The organism is Xanthomonas sp. WHRI 7064, from assembly GCF_040202355.2.
GTDB classification, from domain to species: domain Bacteria; phylum Pseudomonadota; class Gammaproteobacteria; order Xanthomonadales; family Xanthomonadaceae; genus Xanthomonas; species Xanthomonas arboricola.
The window spans coordinates 73,543-92,322 of sequence record NZ_CP167821.1; the positions used below are offsets into that span (position 1 = coordinate 73,543).

The window sequence follows — 18,780 nt, forward strand, 5'->3', positions numbered from 1 at the left end:
ATGTCGCCGATGATCGAAGCCTTGCTCTGGAAACTGGGTGCCACCAGCGTGCAGACCGCCGTGCTGGCGTTGGCGGTGTGGGCGCTGTGCCGCAGCGTGCGGCGGCTGCCGGCCACCACGCAGACCTGGCTGTGGTGGCTGGTGGGAGTGCAGGCCGTGGTCGGCCTGCTGTGGAACGCGCCGCTGCAGTTGCCGGTGTTGCCCGCAGCCACGCCCACGCCTGCCTTGATTGCCGGCGACAGCCTGGCGCCGATGGTGATGGCCAATGCCAGCGCATCCGGCGCCAGCGCGGTCGCCAGTGCGGGCGCGGCAGACGTGCTGCAGGGTGCAAGCGGTCCGTCCTGGGCGCTGTGGCTGGCCGCATTGTGGGTTGCCGGCGTTGCAGTGATGGCGCTCGGCACGGTGCGCGCATACCGACGCAGCCGTGCCCTGGTACGCGCTGCCGCACCGTGCACCGATCGTGCCCTGGTCGCCGCACTGCGCATGGCCGCAGAAGCGCATGGCCTGTCGCAGCCGCCGGAAATACGTCTGTCGCAGCAGATCGCCTCGCCGCAGTTGATCGGTCCCTGGCGCCCGGTCTTGCTGCTGCCCGCCGCACGCCTGCCGCACATGGCCGACGACGATCTGGATATGGCGCTGACCCACGAACTGATCCATCTGCGTCGGCGCGATCTGTGGTGGGGCTTGCTGCCGTCGCTGGCCCAGCACCTGTTCTTCTTCCACCCGATGGTGCATCTGGCCGCGCGCGAATACGCCACCGCCCGCGAGGCCGCCTGCGATGCCGCGGTGGTCGCAGGCCACCGTCATTGCCGCCACGACTATGGCCGGCTGTTGCTGCAACTGGGCGTGGCACCGCGCCCGCACGGCGGCGTGGCCAGCGCCTCGCCGTCCTTCCTCAGCCTCAAACGGAGATTGCTCATGTTGCAGAACCCGACCTCGTTCCCGCGGTTTGGCGCGGCCCTGATCCTGGGCGCGGTGGCCATCACCGGCGTGCTGCCGCTGCGCCTGGTGGCGATGCCCGCCGCGCCGGCTGTTGCTGCCGCATCAGCGGCCGCACCGGCCAAATCAGCTGCCGGCGTGTCCAGCACAGCGGCACCGGCCGCCGCCGCCGCTGCAGCTGCACCGGCAACTGCGGCAGCAACCGCCGCACCGGCAAACGCGGCCGCACCGGCTGCAGCGGCGTCGTCCACCAGCCAGACCTTCACCACCACCTCCACGCACGGCCAGATCAACCTGTCGCATGACCCCGACCGCGATGCCTACGTGCTGCTGCAGGGCAACGACAGCGTCATGAATGGCTCGGTGGACGATCTCAAGCATGTGCGTCGTCTGGCCGGCAAGGATGGCCAGCTGATGTGGTTCCGCAAGGATGGCAAGCAGTACGTCGTGCGCGATCCCGACACCTTCAAGCGCTTGAATGCGGTGTATGCGCCAGTCACCAAACTGGGCCAGGCGCAGGGCGCGCTGGGCGAGCGCCAGGGCGAGCTCGGCGAGCAGCAGGGCGAGTTGGGTGCGCAGATGGGTGAGCTGGGTGCACGTGCTGCCGACGCGGCCGCAAAGCACGTCAATGCATCCTTGCTCGACACCGATGCGCGCACACAGCAGGCCGCCGAGCGTGCGGCGCGGGAAGCAGAACGCGCAGTACGTCAGGCCGAGCAGGCCATGCAGCGCAGCGGCGCCCAGCAGCGGATGCAGGCGCTGGCCAGGCAGCAGGCGGCGCTCGCCACCGAGCAGGCAGATCTGGCCAGCCAGCAGGCCGCCGCCAGCGTCCGCGCCGACAAGGAAGCCCAGCGCATCATGCGCGAGGCGATCGCACAGGGGCTGGCCACGCAGATCGAGGGCTGATCGCTGCAGGCCGATGCTCGCCGAGACTGTGCAGCACGCGCAGACGGCGAGCAGCTGGCGCCCTCTCGGCCGGAGGCAGTGACTGGCGTCAAACCGGCTCGGCGCCGCACGCACCATGCAGGCACGCGCGGCGGGCGACACACAGCGCCGGTGACTCGGTGACCCGGCTGCTCGCCGATACTGTGCAACAGGCGCAGACGGCGAGCAGACAATGACGTACCGGGTGGTGGTGTTGGGGGGCTTCGGGCATTTCGGTGCGCGCATCGTGCGGGCGCTGGCGGCGACGGCGCAACTACAGGTGATCGCGGCCGGGCGGCATCCCGGCGATGTGGCGGCCACGTGGCCGGATGTGGCGCCCGGTCGCATCTCGTGCTGTCGCCTGGATATCGACGCAAGCGATTTTGCCGCGCAGCTGGCGGCCACTGCCGCCGATGCGGTGGTGCACACCGCAGGCCCGTTCCAGGGCCAGGATTACGCCGTGGCGCACACCTGCCTGCAGGCCGGCATGCACTACATCGACCTGGCCGACGGCCGCGCGTTCGTCCGCGATTTCCCCGCGGCAGTGGATGCAGTGGCAAGGCAAGCGCAGCGTGTGGCCATCAGCGGCGCCAGCACCTTGCCCGCGCTGTCGAGTGCTGTCATCGATGCCTTGCTGCCGCGTTTTTCCGCGTTGCATGGCATCCGCATGGTCATCGCACCCGCGCAAGGCACACCGCTTGGCCTGGCCACCGTGCGTGCGGTGTTGTCGTACTGCGGCACGCCGTTCGCATGGCTGCATGAGGGCCGCTGGCAAACGGTGGTGGGCTGGGCCAGACCCACGCAGGTGCAGTTCGCCCAGCTCGCGCCGCGGCTTGCGTCGCCCTGCGATGTGCCCGATCACGATCTGCTGCCACGGCGCTATCCCGGCGTGCGGAGCGTGCAGTTTCGCGCGGCGTTGGAGGTGCCGTTCCTGCAGCGCTGCCTGGCCGGTGTCGCCTGGCTGCGTCAGCACGGCGTGCCCTTACCGATGGCGCGCCTGGCCGAGGTGTTTGCACGTGCGGCACGCTGGTTTGACCGCTTCGGCACCGACCTCGGTGGCATGCGCGTGGAGCTGCGTGGCACAAGCCATCCCCAGACCGGCGATCCCCGGCCGCTGCGACTGCAGTGGGACCTCACCGCTGCGATGCTGCACGGCCCGGAGATTCCCTGCTTCGCCGCAATCCTGCTGGTGCGCAAGCTTGCCGCAGGGCAGGCATTACCGATCGGCGCGCATGCCTGCATGGGCTTGTTGACCCTGGCCGAATTCGAGCAGGAGTTTGCAGCGTGGCAGATGGTGACCGAGGTGTCGGACGTGCGTGTGTGAGGACACGTCGTGCACGACCGCTGCAGACGCACGCATCATCACACTGTGCGCAACACCTAACACCAGTACGTCACAACCAACGTGCCAGGGCGTAGAGCCTCTCTCCCCACGGGAAAGGGGTTGGGGTGAGGCTAGGGCCGCTAAAGATCTCAACGTCCTCCATCAACCACGCGCAACGTAGTTGCCATCACATGCAGCATGTAACGCGCTGCAGACGACTGTACAAACGAAATAGTGTGGTTTGGCGCTATTGCAAATGCGCCGGCGATTGCGAATGGGCGAGAATACGTACCCTCACCCCAACCCCTCTCCCGAGGGGAGAGGGACTTTACAGCGCTGCACGTCCATACACACGGCCAATGATCAGCTTGCAGCGCCGCAGCAGGTGTCGTTACACGCACAACAGATGGCCATACGCACTCAACTTCACACCTCGCGGAGCGTACGAAACGCATACATGTCGTTGAACGTGCAGAAGTGGAAACGCGGCACCGTGATCGGGCCGGCGGCAGCCAGCCGTTTCAGCCACACGCCCACCGCGCTGTGGTAGGCCGCTTGTTCGTCGGCATCGAGCGTCTCGCACAGATAGGCCAGCGAGATGTGGAACCGGTAGTGGCTGTAGTCCGGGCGCTGCAGTAGCGTCAACGCCATCAGGCCCTTGCGCGCCGTCTCCAGCCGCTGCGCGGTGGCCGCATCGGCAGGCAGCAACGGAATCAGCAGATTGTCGTTGCTGCCGGTCATGGCCGCGCTGGGGTCGACCACAAACCGGCACGCCCCCAGCGGCGTGGTGTTGCGCTGCTGCAACCGCGACAGGAAGCTGGCGTTGATGTCGGCCAGCGCAGCATCGCGCGCCAGATCGCTCGGCCACGGCCCGTGCGCGCGGTCGGTTTCATTGACCCCGCCCAGCAAGGTCACGTGATAGCTGCTGGGCGGCAGCACGGCGAGCTTGTTGGCAAAGCCGTGCTCGGGCAGCTCGCGGTAGATGTCCAGCACCCGGTCGAAGCTGGCGTAGCCATCGCCCTGCTGTTCGAGATGGCCGACAAACGTGTTGCCGGCAAACGGCATCGGCCGCCTGGAGCGCAGGAACTTGCGGCCCACATCCGCAGGCGGCGCTGCACCGGCAAGCGAAGGTAGTGCGGTTGCCAGCAACGAGGCGCCGGCGGCGCCGGTGAGCAGACGACGGCGGCTGAAGGTGGTATCCAGACATGACGACATGCGTAGCTCCTCAAAGTTTGACGTTGACGCCAACCATCACGGTGGGGGCCATCTTCCAGGCCGATTGCACATACTCCTGATCGCGGCCGATGCGGTATTGGTAGCCCTGGCCAGCCAGGTTGAGCACGTCCAGGCTCAGCGACACCGCCGGGGACACGTCCCAGCCCAGTTTCAGATCGATGCGGTCCAGCGGCTGCTGGTAACGGTTGCGATAGAACTCCTGCAGGCTGCTGTAATTGGGAAAGCGGTCATCCCACAGCTCGCCGGTGCGGCTCCAGGCCAGCGTGGCGCGCAGCGGCCCACGGGCGTAATTCAGGGTCAGATTCCACAACTGCCTGGGCTGCTGCGGCAGCACGTCCAGGGTGGTGCGGGTGCCATCGCCGAGCACCACCGGGTAGTCCACGTCCAGGAACGTGACATTGGCGGTCACCGACAAGCCGGCCAGCGCAGGCAGCCACGGCCCCAGCTCCTTGATGGCCCCCAGCTCGGCGCCGCGCAGGCGCACCGGCCGGTCCACATTGCGCGGCTGGGTGACCAGCACCTGCTCGCCGTCGATGCTGTCCATCTGGCCGTAGCGGAAGATTTCATCGTCGATGGTCTTGTGGAACAGCGCGACCGACAGCAGGCTGCCGCCGTCGTCAAAGCTCCAGTCGTGGCCAAGGTCCAGATTCTGCGAGCGGCGCGGCTGCAGGTCGGGGTTGCCCTGGTTGAGCGTGGGCGGTGTGCTGCCCAGCGTGAGCACGCCGCCGTTCAAGGCCATCTGGTCCAGGCGCGGGCGCCCGATCGAGCGCGAGACGCCAACGCGCAGCGTGCCGTTGGCGCTGGTCTGCAGTTGCCCGCTGAGCGATGGCAACCAGTTGCGGTAGGTGCGCACCGCGCTGACCGGTGTCCAGGTGGTTCCGCTCAGCTGCTGGCCGGCGCTGGCAAAGCGTGTCTGTTCCAGACGGATGCCGCCAGCCAGCAGCCAGCGCTCGCCGCGCCATTGCGCCTGGGCAAAGCCGGCGCGCACCTGTTCGTCGACCCCATAGCTGCCGCTGTTCTGCGCGGTGGTGTCCACCACCCCGCGCGCCTGGCCAGCCAGGGCATCCCAGCGTGCGTCGGCCAATGCCGGGTCGATGGTCATCATCTCCCTGTTGCAGCCCAGGGCGCAGGTCGGGCGGCCCAGCACGTCGGCCAATGTGTCGGGCAGGCCGTTCCAGGTGGTGCGCTGCACAGTGGTGCGCATATGCGTGCGGACCTGCCGTGCGCCCACGGCCAGCCCCAGCCCGCGGCTGTCCTCATCCATGTTGCGACGCAGCTCCAGCTGCAGGTCGCCGACCCGTTCGGCGTAGCCGGTGCGCTCCTGCTGGTGATAGGCATTGGGGTAGCGCGCCGGGTCATCAGCCAGGGCCGGATCCAGGGGCGTGAGGGCCGGCAGCGTGCCGCTCCAGTCGAACCCGTACCCCAGGCGATTTTGCTGGAAGCGGTCCCAGGTCTGCGGGTTGTCCACCGTGGCGCGCGAGGTGCTCGCACGCAGCGCGGCGCGCCACTGCGCCGGCAACTCGGCCAGCAGCTCGCCATTGATGCCCGTCAGCGCGCGCTTCCAGCGCAACTGCCCCAGTTCGACGTATTGATTGAGGTTGTCGAGCGTGCCGCTCTGCGCGCTAGTGCGGGTCAGGCGTGCGCTGTTCTGCACCTGGGCGTTCTGGGTATTGCGGTCCGAGGCCTCACGTTGGCGGAAGCTGTAGCCGGACACATGGCCGCTGAGCGGACCCTCCGGCTGCCAGTCCACGCGTGCGGTGAGGCCGCGCCGTTCGCGGGTGTTGGCGTAGTTGTACCAGCGCCGTTCGCCGGGAACCGCAGCGCCGGTGCCGCCGTAGGGCACCGGGTCGCGCGTGCCGTCGGCGGCGTACCAGTTCAAGCCGCCGCCGTTTTCCTGCTGCGGCACCGAGATCTCGCGCCGCCACTGGCTGGCAGCGCCCAGGAAGGCGAACTGCCCATCGCGACCGAAGCGCTTACCCCATTTCAGATCGCCCTCGCCAACCGGCGAGCGGCCGCCGTAGCGGCTGCCCATCAGGTTGGCGCCGCCCTTGGCCGAGAAGGTGAGCAGGCCGTCCGGGCGGCCGAAGCCGGTGGCGGTGACCAGGTTGGTGACGCCGCCGATCGCGCCGCCATCGTTTTCCGGCAGGAACGACTTCACCACATCGATGCGGTCGACAAAGTTGGCCGGCAGCACATCCATCATCGCCTGGCGGCTGCCGATGTCGTTGCTGGCAAACGCAAAGCCGTCGATCAGCATGCTGTTGTAGTTGCCGTTGAGGCCACGCACCGTCACGTAGCGCGGCTCGCCCTGGTACTCCACGGTGCTGACGCCGGTGACCCGGCGCAGCGCATCGCCCACATTGAAGTCCGCCAGCTGCCCGATGCTGTCGGCGGCGACCGAGTCCACGACGGTGGGCGCGGCCTGTTTGGTGGCGATGGCGCGCGTGTTCTGCGACTGGAACGAGGTGCGCACCTGCACCGCATCCAGGGTCTGCGGCGAGGCATCGGCGGGCGCCTCGGCGGCCTGCGCCGGCGCCTGCATCCAGCCCGAAACGGCCATGCCCAGCGCGAGCGACAATGTGCGACGCTGCGCGATGCAGGCCGGGCCGGGCAAACACAGGAAGCCAGAGGGAGAGCGATGAAACAGACGCATGGCACGATCCGCACTGTCGGGCAGCCCCAACGTGGTGGCCGCAAGCCGATTAAATTAATCTGCTTAATTTAAGCTTATGTGACACCACCGGTTCTTTTGCCTTCCATGTCTTCCTTCTTCGCCCACGCGGCCATTCGTTCGCATTACCGCCGTCGTAGCGACGGCCAGGCCGCCGGCTCCAGCGAGCGCGCGTTGCTGGATCTGATCCGCAGTGCCGGCCAGCTGGCGCGCGCGGATCTGCCGCGCGCCAGCGGGCTCAGCGTCCCCGGCACCAAGGGCATCATCGACCCGCTGGTCGCACACGGCCTGCTCCAGCTCGGCCCGTCGCTGCGGCGCGGCCGCGGCCAACCCAGCGTCGAGCTGAGCCTGGTGCCCGACTATGCATTCAGCGTGGGGGTCTCGTTGATGGTCGATGGCATCGCGGTGGTGCTGATCGACTTCGCCGGGCAGGTGCGCGGCATGCGCCAGCTCACGGCGTTCCCGCTGACGCTGGACCTGGTCGCGGCGCAGTTGCCGCACCTGGTGGAGCAGTTGCTGCAGGCGGCCGGTGTCGACCGGCAGCGGCTGTTCGGGGTGGGCGTCAGCATGACCGGCCCGCGCATCGGCGATGGCACGCGGGTCAATCCGCCGCTCACGCTGGCCGCCGAATGGATGCAGGTCGAGCTGGACCGCTTCATCGCCGAACGCCTGCAGTTGCCGGTCTGGATGGACAACGACGCCCATTGCGCCGCCCTGGCCGAAGCCTTGTACGGGGTCGGCCGCCAGTCGCCGGATCTGGTCTATCTGACCATCGCCGACGGGTTTGCCGCAGGCGTGATCGCCGCTGGCAGCGTGCACCGCGGCGCGCACGGCAACGTGGGCGAACTGGGGCGCATCTCGGCCATCACCGGCAGTGCGCGGCCCACGCTGGAAAGCCTGCGCCAGGCGCTGGTCGCCGATGGCCATGCGCTGCCGGACCTGCACACCATGCTGCAGCACTACGATCCGGCATGGCCGCAGATCGAGGCCTGGCTGGATGCGGTGCAACCCACCGTGACCCTGGCGGTGGCGGCGATCATCGCGTTGATCGACCCGCGCGTCATCGTCTTTGGCGCGCGCCTGCCGGCAGATCTTGCGCAGCGGCTGATCGCCCGGGTCGCCTTCGAGCCGGCGCCACGGCGCGGCGTCGCATCGCCGTATCCGGCATTGCTGGTCGGGCAGGTGCAGGCACACGCCACGGTGCTGGGCGCGGCCATGCTGCCGTTCAAGGAAACGCTGTTCTAGCGCAGGCGATGGACCAGCCGGCGTAGTGCGCCGGCGTTGCGGCGGGGCATCGTTTCGCATCGCGGCGGCATAGTTCGCCTCGGTTGCGCATTGTCATCTGCCAAGCGGTTTACTGGCCGCCCGCAGTGCTCTTGAGGTCGTCATGCGTATTGCTCCCTTGCAACCCGCCGCCACGCCCACCACCGCGCTGGCAACACCGGCGCACACCAGCGCGATCACCCCGATGGAGGTGCCGCACCCGCCAGGCGGCAACCCGCCGTTGCGCGCACGCCCGCGTCGCCAGGCCGCCGTGCTACCGCCGCTGGTGCCATTGGACGACAGCGCGATGACCGGCAAGCAGGCATTGGTGGCGCTGGACGGCGAGTTCTCCGAGCAGCGCCTGGCCGAAGTGCAGGCGCACCAGATCACCTTGCAGGCCGCGCAAAGCGCGCTGGCCAAGCAGTTGGCTCAGGAGGCCACTCCCGCACCCGGGCCCGACAGCATCGCGGCACGCTTTGCCGCCGGAACGCTGCAGCCGGTGTATCTGGACACCGCCGCGTTCGACGAGATGACCGCCAGCTTGCCCGAGCACTCGCGTGCAGCGGCCGGCCCGGTGCTGGTCGATGCGCAGCAGGGCCGCATCGTCTTCGATCTGGGCCACGCGTTTGCGCCTGGCGATACTTTCAGCGATGCCGCATGCACGGCATTGCGCAAGGCGCTGGATCTGCGCGCCCATGGGTTGGAAACACCCGGCTGGCTAAAGCCCGCCGCGTCCACGCCCGCGCAGCCGCGGCGCAAGTTGCAGCAGGCCGCGCGCTACCACGGCCACGAGGTGCCGGCGCGCGACGGCGGCGCAGCGTTCTTCAAGCGCAACGACCACCATCTGGTGGCCGGCAAGGACGCGCTGCTGCGCAAGCACCGCAAGGAGCTCGTCCACGACGCGTATTTCCAGGCGCCCAGCACGCGCGCGCTGGGCAAGGACGTGATGGTGCACCGGGGCCTGTTCGATAACCACGCCGGCATCCCGGAAAACTCGCTGGCCGCCATCGATCGCGCTTACGAACACGGCTATCGCAACCTGGAACTGGATGTGGAGGTCAGCGCCGACGGCGTGCCGGTCTTGATGCACGACTTCAGCATCGGCCGCATGACCGACGACCCGCAGAACAGATTGGTGTCGCAGGTCCCGTTCGCGCAGTTGCGCGAGATGCCGCTGGTGATCCGCAACCCGGTCGACGGCAACTTCATCAAGACCGATCAGAGCATTGCCGCCGTGGAGCAGGCGCTGGAGCACGCGTTGCAGAAGCCGGAGGCGATGTCGGTGGCGCTGGATTGCAAGGAAGACACCGGCGAAGCGGTGGCGATGCTGCTGATGCGTCGGCCGGACCTGCGCCAGGGCGCCGCGATCAAGCTGTATGCCAAGTACTACACGGGCGGCTTCGATCAGTTTCTGTCCAATCTGTACAAGCATTACCAGATCAATCCGCTGCACTCGCAGGACGCGCCCCGCCGTGCCGCGCTCGATCGCCTGCTGGCCAAGATCAACGTGGTGCCGGTCTTCAGCCAGGGCATGCTCGCCGACGCGCAGTTGCGCGATTTCTTCCCGGGCAAGGACGATGGCCCGGAGGGGCTGGCCGACACGGCGGTGCAATGGCTGGAAAGCTGGAACCGGATGCGCCCGGTCATCGTGGAGGCGGTGGCCACCGATCAGCAAAGCGCTGCGGGCAAGGCCATGGAGCTGACACGCACACGCCTGCGCCAGCCCGACTCGTCCTACGCGCAGGCGGCATTCTCGTCCGGCTACCGCTACGAGGATTTCTCGCTGCCGCGCGCCAACCACGACAAGGACTATTACGTCTGGCGCAACTTCGGCGAGATGCAGAAGCTCAGCGGCGAAGCCTTCGGCATCCAGCGCACCACCGCCGGTGCCTTTCGCGACGCCGGTGAAAGCCTGCTGACCGACCAGCCCGAAGAAGAACTGCTCGCGCTGCTGGAAAACCGCACCCTGGCGCGTGGCCACACCGGCATGGAACTGGACCTGCCGCCAGAGACGCCCATCGACAGCGCACGCGATGCGGCGATCGTGCAGCAGCGCACCAGCGAATTCCGCGCCGCGTCCAGGCCTGCCGACCCGGCGCATGTTGCGGCTGTGCGCGAAGGCCGGCTGCTGGATCGCTCGGCAGACCATTCGCACGATGCCGCCGCCAGGCAGGCGGTGGATGCACGCGCCGACGCGCTGGGACGGCTGACCGATCAGTACCGTGGCGCACCGGTCACCCATTACCTCAACGAGCAGGCCAGACAGATCGAGCCGGGCGAGTGATGCCGGTGCACTGATGCTGCGCCGGCGCGCGTCACTTGGCGGCATGACCGCTCAGGTGCTCGCCAATGGGTGGCGGCCTCGCAGTGTTGCCGGTGGACATCGCCTCTGCCGGCAAACTGCAGTGGCGCGCGCACCCAGGATGCGCGCATTGCGCCTGCTCCGGCGCTACGGTGTCTCCAACATCGGAATCACTTCACGGTCCTGCGCGTCCACCGCCACCAGGCGCTGCATCAGCAGCGACAAGGTCACCACGTCCTGGTGATTGTGCTCGGCCACGCGGCGCAGGTTGCGCGCGCTGCCGCCGCGCAGGTAGCTCAACCAGGCGGCCGGCGCTTCGGAGCCGGGCAGGTCGTCTTCGCGCACCACGCGCAGCAGCTGCCGTTCGATGGTGGCCAGCTTGCAGTTCTCCCAGGTGCCGCGATAGCGGCGCCGGGTGGGGAACAGCAGGTCCACATGATCCAGCGCAGAGATCGGGTCGCCGCGGCGCGCCAGCCGGTAGCGCGTCTTTAACAACGGCGCGTCGTAGCAGCGGCCGTTGTAGCTGGACAGCACTGTCTGTGGCGACAGCCAGCTGCGGAACAGGTCCAGCATCGCGCTTTCGGCCGCCATTGTGGACATCATCAACTGGCGCACGCGCAGCCCGCTGCCCTGCGTAGCGTCGGTGTACCAATCGGCCACGCCGATCATGAAGGCGCGCGTGCCGGTGCCGCCGGCCAGGCCGGTGGTTTCGGTGTCGAAGAACAGCAGGTCCATCGGGTCCACCGCGTCCTCGCGCTTGGCGAATGCCAGCGACAGCGCCTGGCGCGGGATCGCCTGCGGCAGGAAGGCTTCGATCAGGTGCAGGCCGGGCGCGATCTCGTTGCCGGGCAGATGCCGATCGGTGGACGCAGCGCGCAGCGGCGTATGTGTCGAGACCGCGCGCTCGCGCAGGCCGATCATCTTGCGCAGGCCGGCGATATCGGTGCGGCGCTGCGGTGCCGGCAGTGATGTGGGCGCAGCCGGTGTCGTGCGTACAGCCGGCACGCGCGCCGTCGCATCGGCCGCCGCACTTGCCGGCTTGTGGCGCACATCGTGGTCCACCCAGGCAAACGCCGAGCTATCGCGCGCAGGCGCTGCAGCAACTGGTGCCTGCAGGGCGCGGCGCGTCATTGCCGGTGCGGTGGGCGGGGTGCGCGGTGCACCGGCAGCCTCTGCGCTGCCGGGCTGCGCGCTTCGCACAGCAGCATCGCGCGGCAAAGCGCGTGACGCAGACGCAGCAGCACCCGGCGCAGGCTGGCGTTGCGCACGCGTGGGCATCACCGCATCGCCCTTGCGCGCCGTGGGTGTCAGCCCGCCGACCTGGCGGCGTAGCAGGCGCAAGCGTTCTGCGCTCACCCCAGGATCGCTGCCAGGCATCGGCGCTGCCGGCGCACGCATTGGCTGCGCCGCCGCAGGCATGTCACCTGCGGCACGCGTGCGCGCATTGCCTGCCACTGCATCCGCACCGACTGCATCACCCGAGGTGCGCGCCACCACCGCCGCGCGCAGCGGGTGGGCATCGGCCTGCGCATCGACCGCAGCGGAAACATCCGCACCATCCACTGCAGCGCCATCTGCAACCGCCGCCGGCGCTGGCACATCGGCGTGCCCGGCCTGACGCCGCAACAAGCGCAACCGGTCCGCACTCACGCTCATGCAAGCACGTCCAGCGCCAGGTCACCGTCCACCTGGGTGGCATGCCGCAACGGCGCATCCGCATCGAACAACAGCGCCAGCACGGTCAAGGCCAGCGACTTGGGCGACTCGCCCTTGCCTTCCTCATGCGCGGCCAGCACCGGGCCCACGCAGGCAGGGCAGCCGGCGCTGCAGTCGCAACGCCGCACCAGCTCGTCGGCGCGCTGCAGCAGCTCGGCCTGGCGCAGCCACAGCGGCTCGCTCAGGCCCACCCCGCCAGGGAAGTTGTCGTACAGATACACCGTGGGCACGAAGGCCTGCTGCAATTCCACCGCGCCTTCTTCGCCCTCGTCCACGCCGCGCAGCTGCCCGCGCCCGGTCTGGTCGGCCACCGCAAACCACGCGCCGTCGCCATTGCCCACGGCCTTCTGCAGGTCGCGCGCATCGGCCATCACTGCCACCGTGGCCACCACGTGCAGCGCATAGGCCGCACCCAGAAAACCATCCAGCGCATCCTGCTTGGAGGCGAACGCCTTGCCCAGCGTGGCCTGCGGCAGCTGCCACCACACCGCAGTGGTGTGCAGTTCCTGGTCGGGCAGATTGACCGGCCCGTAGCCGATGTTCTCGTGCGTGTAATAGCGGATCTTCTTATAGCCGGACACGCGCCGCACCACATGCACCTCGCCATGGTGCGAGTCGCCGCGCCCGGCCACGCCGCCGTCGAAGCGGTCCAGCACCTTCAGCTTGGTGTAGTCGATGCTGTCGGTGTAGTAGTCCACATGGGTGCGCGTGACATAGGCCTTGCGGCCTTCCCAGTCCAGTCGCTCCACCTGGTACGGCGTGCTCTGCACCATGTGGATGGCGCCTTCGTACAAGGTCAGCGCCGCGGCCGAATAATCCACCTCGGCGATGATCTGTTGTTTGCCGTCGCTCTTGTCCACCACCACGAAGTTGCCGTCGGCCACCGAGCGCAGGCTCACCGCATTGGCCGGGTAGCTGTCGGCGATCCACTCCCAGCGGTCGCCTTCCTGGTGGATCACTTCGCTCTCGGCCAGCGCTTCCAGGAACACCAGCGGGTCGATGGGCCCGAACGGTTCGCTGGCAATGAACGGCAGCTCGAACGCCGCGCAGCGGATGTGATCGAACAGGATCAGCGGCTGGTCCGGCGCAATGCGCGCATGCTCGGGCGAGGCATCGGCAAAGAAATCCGGGTGCCGCACCACGTACTGGTCCAGCGGCTGCGAACTGGCCACCAGCACACCCAGCGCCGGTTGCTGGCGGCGCCCGGCGCGGCCGAAGCGCTGCCAGGTCGCCGCCACGCTGCCGGGGTAGCCGTTGAGGATCACCACATCCAGCGCGCCGATATCCACGCCCAGCTCCAGCGCCGAGGTGGACACAATGCCGTCGATATTGCCGGCGCGCATCGCGCGCTCCACCTCGCGCCGCTCGGTGGGCAGGTAGCCACCGCGGTACGCACGGATGCGTGGCGGCTTGCGCGGGTCGTGGTCGAAGATGTCCTTCAGGTATTTGGTGAGCACCTCCACCATCAGGCGCGTCTGCGCGAACACCAGCGTCTTCAGGCCGCTCTTGATCGCGATGCGCGCAATGCGGTTGCTCTGCGAGCGTGCCGATGCGCGCAGCCCCAAATCCGCGTTGACCACCGGCGGGTTCCACAGCAGCACGTGCTTGTCGCCGGTGGGCGCGCCGGATTCGGTGATCGCATACACCTGTTCTTCGATCAGGGCCTGCGCGTGCGCATGCGGGTTGCCGATGGTGGCCGAGCACAGGATGAACTGCGGGTTGGCGCCATAGAACGCGCAGATACGCTTGAGCCGGCGCAACACGTTGGTGACGTGGCTGCCGAACACGCCGCGGTAGGTGTGGATCTCGTCGATCACTACATAGCGCAGGTTCTCGAAGAACTGCGCCCACTTGGTGTGATGCGGCAGGATCGCCTGGTGCAGCATGTCCGGGTTGCTCACCACGATGTCGCCATGCAGGCGGATCGCCTGGCGTGCATCGCCGGGCGTATCGCCGTCGAAGGTGAAGGCCTTCACCCCCAGCTCGCCGGCGCGGTTCAACTCCAGCAGCTCAGCCACCTGGTCCTGCGCCAGCGCCTTGGTCGGGAACAGGTACAGCGCCTTGGCCCCGGAGCTCATCGCCGCGCTTACCACCGGCAGCGTGTAGCACAGTGATTTGCCCGACGCGGTGGGCGTCACGATCGCCACATGGTCGCCGCGTTGCGTGGCCGCCCAGGCATCGGCCTGGTGGCTGTAGAGCTGGCTGATGCCACGCGCGCGCAAGGCGTCGGCCAGCGCGGCCGGCACATCGGCGGGAATCGGCGCATAACGGCCGTCGCGCCCGGGCAGGGTAAAGCTGCCGGTGATGCGGTCGTGGTAACGCCGTTCCAGGCGTTCGGTGAGCAGTGCACCATCGCGGCTGGGCCGGCCATCTGTGGTGGCCAGCGCGCGTTCGGCGGTTTCGGTGCGGGGAGCGAGGGCAAACGGAGGCATACGGCGGCTCCCAAAGAGGGGCATGAGACAGGGGAGGTGTCTCAGGGTATGAGACCAGCGCCGAACCGGCGAGCCTGTGTCACTGAGCGGATTCAGCAAGCCGGGTATTCTGTTGCCCCCACCGCGTCACCGTTGCCTTGCACGCTGTGGCTCCCCCATTTCGAAGAACCGCCGTGCCCGTTTCCCCCAGCCCCACCGCTCCGCACTACAAGACCCGTTCCGCCCGCCGTGCCGATGTGATCGTGCATGCCGCCGGCCTGTTCCTGGCCATCGTCGGCGGCGCCTGGATGGTCTGGCGCGCGCATGCCAACCAGACCATGCTGCTGGCCACCTGCGTCTACGCGCTGGGGCTGCTGGTCATGTTCGGCTGCTCGGCGGCGTACAACTTCGCCCCGCCGCAACGCCAGCCGATGCTGCGCAAGTTCGACCATGCCGGCATCTTCGTGATGATTGCCGGCTCCTACACCCCGTTCCTGCTGGTCGCCCTCGACGGCACCTGGCGCTGGGCGATGATCCTGGGCGTGTGGGGCGTGGCCTTGTTCGGCGTGTTCGCCAAGCTGTTCCTGCCCGGCATCGCCAAGGGCTTCTGGGTGGTGATCTACCTGTTGCTGGGCTGGGCCGGCATCGTGGTGATCAAGCCGCTGCTCGCCGGCCTGGACAGCACCGTGCTGTGGCTGATCGCCGCCGGCGGCGCGTTCTACACCGTGGGCGTCACCTTCTACGTGCGCAAGTCGCTGGTCTACAACCGCGCCATCTGGCACGCCCACGTGCTGGGCGGCGCGCTCTCGCACTGGTGCGCGATCTGGTTGTGCCTGCAGCCGTTGGGTGGGGTGTAGCGCGCTGTCGATGTCGTCGAGCAGTCGCGTATGCCCATCGCTCGGTAGCATCGACGCGTCATGGATCTATTGATCGCCTGACTACGCCGGCTTCCAATCAGAGCGCGCAGGTACGAGGGCAAGGATCAGCACATCGTCGCCGTCGCGTGTGTAGATCAAGAGATATCTGCCGTCCTGGCAGGTGTACAAACGCGTTCCCGGCAGTGGCCCAGAGTGATAGGTGGCGGCACCATCCAGCGCGTCGCCCTCGGCTTCGATCTGGTCGTCCTGTTCACATGCGGCGAAATAAATCTGCGGGTCGGAGATTTCGATCGCGCGCGCCAATGCTGAAGCGAGCAACGCGGTGCGCGCATCCAGCGCGCTCTGCTTCCAGGCCACGCTCACGCACGCGTGCCCTTTGCAGCCAGGGCTGCCTCAAGCGCCGCACGGTGTTGCGTCTTGAGCGTCTCCATCTGCTGCTTCGCCTGCGCGCTGGAGAGTGCGGGGCGGGGGTCGGCCAGGGCATGCTCGGTCTGGGTGCGTAGCGACACCGCATAGCGTGCATCCAACTCCTTGACCTTCATCGCCTCGGAGCGGTCAGGCCGGCGCTTCGCATTGCCGCCCTCGGCGTCCCACTGCGCAGCGTCCACGTGAAGCACGTCCAATGGCATGCCCATCTCGCGCAAGACCTTTAACGCACTTTCGAAGCTGCCAAACCGGCGCGGCGCATTCGCCTTGGTGGCCAGCACACGGGTCTGGTCATGGGTCTGCAATTGCACGGTCCAGGCACCGGCTTCCCCGATGACCGACGCGTGCCTGACCGCACTGGCGTCGACCAGCGCGCGTGCGGTCGCCAGCTTGACCAGATTCGTCATGGCACTATCCAGTTAACGATTAGGTGGCAGCCACCTTACCATTGATCAGGAACGCCAGCTAACGGTTGTCAGCCAGGCTCACACCCTCACAGCTTGGTCTTCATCACCGCCTCAAAGGCCGCATCCGGCGCGATGCTGTCGGAGAGCACGACCACCGAATGCAGCGTGCCCTTTGCCTGCACGTTGTATTCAAAGCCCACCGGCTTGCCGCCGCGGCTGAACACCTCGATCTCGCTGTACTCGCCGAGCCGGCCTTCATAACTCTCGCGCTCCAGCCCGTGCTCCTTGGCAAAGGTGCCGGCGGCGCTGCGTGCGCCCTCCCACACCGCGTCCTCATAGCTCATCGGTTGCAGCAGGCTGATCATGTGGGTCGCGCAGGCGTTGGTGCTGGTGACACCATAGCCATCGACCTCACCCAGCAACGGGATCTTGCGGACATCGCGTTTGGGTGTGGCGGTGACGGTGCAGCCAAGCTGCTGCAGCTCGGCAAGGGTGAAGTGCTCGGACTCCGGGCGCGGCGCGCTGGGGGTGGCCGTGCCACCGTTGCAGGCAGACAGCAGGCCCAGACAGGCGAGCGGCAGGAAGCGGCGTAGGGAAACGTGCGACAACGGTGACGTCCTTGTAGTGATGGGAAGAGCGGCGCGGCTGTCCTAGACATCGGTGCGCAACATGACGCCAACGCGTCACGCAGTCGCCCAGGTCGGGGCAGCCAGGGCGCGCGAGGGTAGCGCGTCAGGCGTCAACGCATGCTGAGAGCCATCAACCACGTCGCCGCGCTCATTCCGGCATCACCATGCGGATCTCGCGTGTGCCGATCTCTGCACCGGTGACTGCATCGATGGCAACCGGCTGCAGCTCGGTGCCGGTTTCCGCATCCAGAAAACGCAGCAACTTGCCCTCGCCACGGTGCTTGCGGCCCCACGCACCGATCATGAACAGCACCGGCAGGTAATCGCGCCCTGCCTGGGTCAGCACGTACTCCTCGCGCGGCGGGCGGGTGGAATACAGGCGCTTTTCCAGCAGCCGCTCCTCGGTCAGCGTCGCCAGCCGCTTGGTCAGCATGGTCGGGGCAATCCCCAGGCTCTGCCGGAACTGATCGAAGCGGGTCAGCCCGGAATTGGCGTCACGCAGGATCAGCATCGTCCACGCATCGCCCAGGAAGGTCAGGCTGCGCGCGATCGGGCACAGGCTGTCCGACGAATTTTTTGAGTTCATATCATTTCCGTATTGACTCACTATCAAATCGATACTAGCATGCGGCGCATGGGCAGTCCAACCGCGCGTTTCAGGCAGGTGACGGGCGCCCAGGCCGCGGCGGCAACCGCGGCGGCAGTCCGCATCAACGCACACCGCAATGCAGGTCAGCGTCAGGCACCGCGCAGCTGCACGCCGATGGCTGGCGATGTTTCTCCACCTTCCCTAAACCGCATTCCTTCAGAGACACCACGATGAAAAAGACAGTGCTGATCACCGGCGCATCCTCAGGGTTTGGCCTGTTGCTGGCCACCAACCTGCACAAGCAGGGCTTCAACGTCATCGGCACCAGCCGCGAGCCGGAAAAGCACCAGGCCAAGCTGCCGTTCAAGCTGCTGCGCCTGGATATCGACGATGACGCCTCGATCCAGTCGTTTGCCACAACGCTGTTTCAATCGGTCGACCGCCTGGATGTGCTGGTCAACAACGCCGGTTATATGGTCACCGGTATCGCCGAAGAAACCGCCATCGACGTGGGCCGCCAGCAGTTCGAAACCAACTTCTGGGGCACGGTCAAAACCACCAATGCGCTGCTGCCGTACCTCCGCAAGCAGCGGAGTGGGCAGATCATCACCGTCAGTTCCATCGTGGGGCTGATCGGGCCGCCGAACCTGTCGTATTACGCGGCCTCCAAGCACGCGGTGCAGGGGTATTTCAAATCGCTGCGGTTCGAACTTGCCCAGTTCAATATCAAGGTCAATATGGTGGAGCCGGTCTGGTTCAAGACCAATCTGGGCCATAACGCAGTGCCTGCCGCCGGCAACCCCATTGCCGACTACAACGCTTACCGCACGCAGGCCAATGCGGCGACCCAGAAGGGAATCGACACCGCAGAAGCACCGGATGCCGTGGTGGACACCATTCAGAAGCTGATCCAGGCCAAGGACCCCAAGTTCAGCAACCCGGTCGGAAAGATGACCGGCATGATCCTGTTCCTGCAGAGTTACCTGCCAAAGATGTTTGAAGGCGCGATTTTCAAAAGCATCAAAACAGCCTGAGTGCTGTGCGTTACATGCAGCGCCAATCCAG

At 67.4% G+C, this 18,780-nt stretch carries 14 protein-coding genes; 6 read left to right on the forward strand and 8 right to left on the reverse strand.

Features of this window, described 5'->3' with window-relative positions; genetic code table 11:
- Both ABQY74_RS00275 and ABQY74_RS00280 read left to right on the forward strand, forming a co-directional pair.
- Entirely contained in the window at positions 1 to 1,845 is a 1,845-nt protein-coding gene (locus ABQY74_RS00275; protein ID WP_349792810.1) for a M56 family metallopeptidase, read from the forward strand.
- A 211-nt stretch (positions 1,846 to 2,056) separates the two neighbouring features.
- Positions 2,057 to 3,187, forward strand: a complete 1,131-nt coding sequence (locus ABQY74_RS00280) for a saccharopine dehydrogenase NADP-binding domain-containing protein (RefSeq protein ID WP_349792812.1) — start codon at positions 2,057 to 2,059, stop codon at positions 3,185 to 3,187.
- A 426-nt stretch (positions 3,188 to 3,613) separates the two neighbouring features.
- Here ABQY74_RS00280 and ABQY74_RS00285 read toward each other — a convergent pair whose 3' ends face one another.
- Positions 3,614 to 4,402 (reverse strand): DUF1868 domain-containing protein, encoded by a 789-nt coding sequence (locus ABQY74_RS00285; protein ID WP_349792814.1) that lies wholly within the window; start codon positions 4,400 to 4,402, stop codon positions 3,614 to 3,616.
- 10 nt (positions 4,403 to 4,412) lie between these two features.
- Complete coding sequence (locus ABQY74_RS00290) at positions 4,413 to 7,076, reverse strand: TonB-dependent receptor (protein WP_372469999.1); 2,664 nt, start codon at positions 7,074 to 7,076, stop codon at positions 4,413 to 4,415.
- A 105-nt stretch (positions 7,077 to 7,181) separates the two neighbouring features.
- Here ABQY74_RS00290 and ABQY74_RS00295 point away from each other — a divergent pair, with 105 nt between their 5' ends.
- Entirely contained in the window at positions 7,182 to 8,339 is a 1,158-nt protein-coding gene (locus ABQY74_RS00295; protein WP_126967488.1) for an ROK family protein, read from the forward strand.
- 142 nt (positions 8,340 to 8,481) lie between these two features.
- On the forward strand, positions 8,482 to 10,641 hold the full coding sequence (gene avrBs2 / locus ABQY74_RS00300; protein WP_349792817.1) for a type III secretion system effector avirulence protein AvrBs2: 2,160 nt from the start codon (positions 8,482 to 8,484) through the stop codon (positions 10,639 to 10,641).
- 165 nt (positions 10,642 to 10,806) lie between these two features.
- Here the strand turns inward: avrBs2 and ABQY74_RS00305 are convergent, their stop codons facing one another.
- Together ABQY74_RS00305 and ABQY74_RS00310 are read right to left on the reverse strand one after the other, a co-directional pair.
- Entirely contained in the window at positions 10,807 to 12,315 is a 1,509-nt protein-coding gene (locus ABQY74_RS00305; RefSeq protein WP_349792819.1) for a ribonuclease H-like domain-containing protein, read from the reverse strand.
- Positions 12,312 to 14,807, reverse strand: a complete 2,496-nt coding sequence (locus tag ABQY74_RS00310; protein WP_349792821.1) for a DEAD/DEAH box helicase — start codon at positions 14,805 to 14,807, stop codon at positions 12,312 to 12,314. The genes ABQY74_RS00305 and ABQY74_RS00310 overlap by 4 nt, the downstream gene beginning before the upstream one ends.
- 173 nt (positions 14,808 to 14,980) lie before the next feature.
- Here ABQY74_RS00310 and ABQY74_RS00315 point away from each other — a divergent pair, with 173 nt between their 5' ends.
- Entirely contained in the window at positions 14,981 to 15,643 is a 663-nt protein-coding gene (locus ABQY74_RS00315; RefSeq protein ID WP_102250647.1) for a hemolysin III family protein, read from the forward strand.
- Between the two features lie 81 nt (positions 15,644 to 15,724).
- On the opposite strand, the gene ABQY74_RS00320 is transcribed toward ABQY74_RS00315, so the two are convergent.
- The 4 genes from ABQY74_RS00320 to ABQY74_RS00335 all read right to left on the reverse strand — a co-directional run bounded on the left by ABQY74_RS00320 (position 15,725) and on the right by ABQY74_RS00335 (position 17,712).
- Entirely contained in the window at positions 15,725 to 16,027 is a 303-nt protein-coding gene (locus ABQY74_RS00320) for a plasmid stabilization protein (RefSeq protein ID WP_349792823.1), read from the reverse strand.
- Positions 16,024 to 16,497 (reverse strand): hypothetical protein, encoded by a 474-nt coding sequence (locus ABQY74_RS00325; protein WP_228315113.1) that lies wholly within the window; start codon positions 16,495 to 16,497, stop codon positions 16,024 to 16,026. The genes ABQY74_RS00320 and ABQY74_RS00325 overlap by 4 nt, the downstream gene beginning before the upstream one ends.
- 86 nt (positions 16,498 to 16,583) lie before the next feature.
- Positions 16,584 to 17,105 carry a hypothetical protein gene (locus ABQY74_RS00330; RefSeq protein WP_016902924.1) on the reverse strand — a complete coding sequence of 174 codons (522 nt, stop codon included), beginning with the start codon at positions 17,103 to 17,105 and terminating at the stop codon, positions 16,584 to 16,586.
- A gap of 169 nt (positions 17,106 to 17,274) precedes the next feature.
- Positions 17,275 to 17,712, reverse strand: coding sequence for a helix-turn-helix domain-containing protein (locus ABQY74_RS00335; RefSeq protein ID WP_065046354.1), 438 nt, complete (start codon positions 17,710 to 17,712; stop codon positions 17,275 to 17,277).
- 233 nt (positions 17,713 to 17,945) lie between these two features.
- Here ABQY74_RS00335 and ABQY74_RS00340 point away from each other — a divergent pair, with 233 nt between their 5' ends.
- Entirely contained in the window at positions 17,946 to 18,749 is an 804-nt protein-coding gene (locus tag ABQY74_RS00340) for an SDR family NAD(P)-dependent oxidoreductase (RefSeq protein WP_047129839.1), read from the forward strand.
- Positions 18,750 to 18,780: the final 31 nt, after the last annotated feature.

Excerpts from the sequence above, each read along its gene's own strand:
- ABQY74_RS00335 (WP_065046354.1), bottom strand. The coding sequence starts at position 17,712 with ATGAACTCAAAAAATTCGTCGGACAGCCTGTGCCCGATCGCGCGCAGC.
- ABQY74_RS00280 (WP_349792812.1), top strand. The coding sequence starts at position 2,057 with ATGACGTACCGGGTGGTGGTGTTGGGGGGCTTCGGGCATTTCGGTGCG.
- ABQY74_RS00340 (WP_047129839.1), top strand. The coding sequence starts at position 17,946 with ATGAAAAAGACAGTGCTGATCACCGGCGCATCCTCAGGGTTTGGCCTG.
- ABQY74_RS00295 (WP_126967488.1), top strand. The coding sequence starts at position 7,182 with ATGTCTTCCTTCTTCGCCCACGCGGCCATTCGTTCGCATTACCGCCGT.
- ABQY74_RS00275 (WP_349792810.1), top strand. The coding sequence starts at position 1 with ATGTCGCCGATGATCGAAGCCTTGCTCTGGAAACTGGGTGCCACCAGC.
- ABQY74_RS00290 (WP_372469999.1), bottom strand. The coding sequence starts at position 7,076 with ATGCGTCTGTTTCATCGCTCTCCCTCTGGCTTCCTGTGTTTGCCCGGC.
- ABQY74_RS00285 (WP_349792814.1), bottom strand. The coding sequence starts at position 4,402 with ATGTCGTCATGTCTGGATACCACCTTCAGCCGCCGTCGTCTGCTCACC.
- ABQY74_RS00305 (WP_349792819.1), bottom strand. The coding sequence starts at position 12,315 with ATGAGCGTGAGTGCGGACCGGTTGCGCTTGTTGCGGCGTCAGGCCGGG.
- avrBs2 (WP_349792817.1), top strand. The coding sequence starts at position 8,482 with ATGCGTATTGCTCCCTTGCAACCCGCCGCCACGCCCACCACCGCGCTG.
- ABQY74_RS00325 (WP_228315113.1), bottom strand. The coding sequence starts at position 16,497 with ATGACGAATCTGGTCAAGCTGGCGACCGCACGCGCGCTGGTCGACGCC.
- ABQY74_RS00310 (WP_349792821.1), bottom strand. The coding sequence starts at position 14,807 with ATGCCTCCGTTTGCCCTCGCTCCCCGCACCGAAACCGCCGAACGCGCG.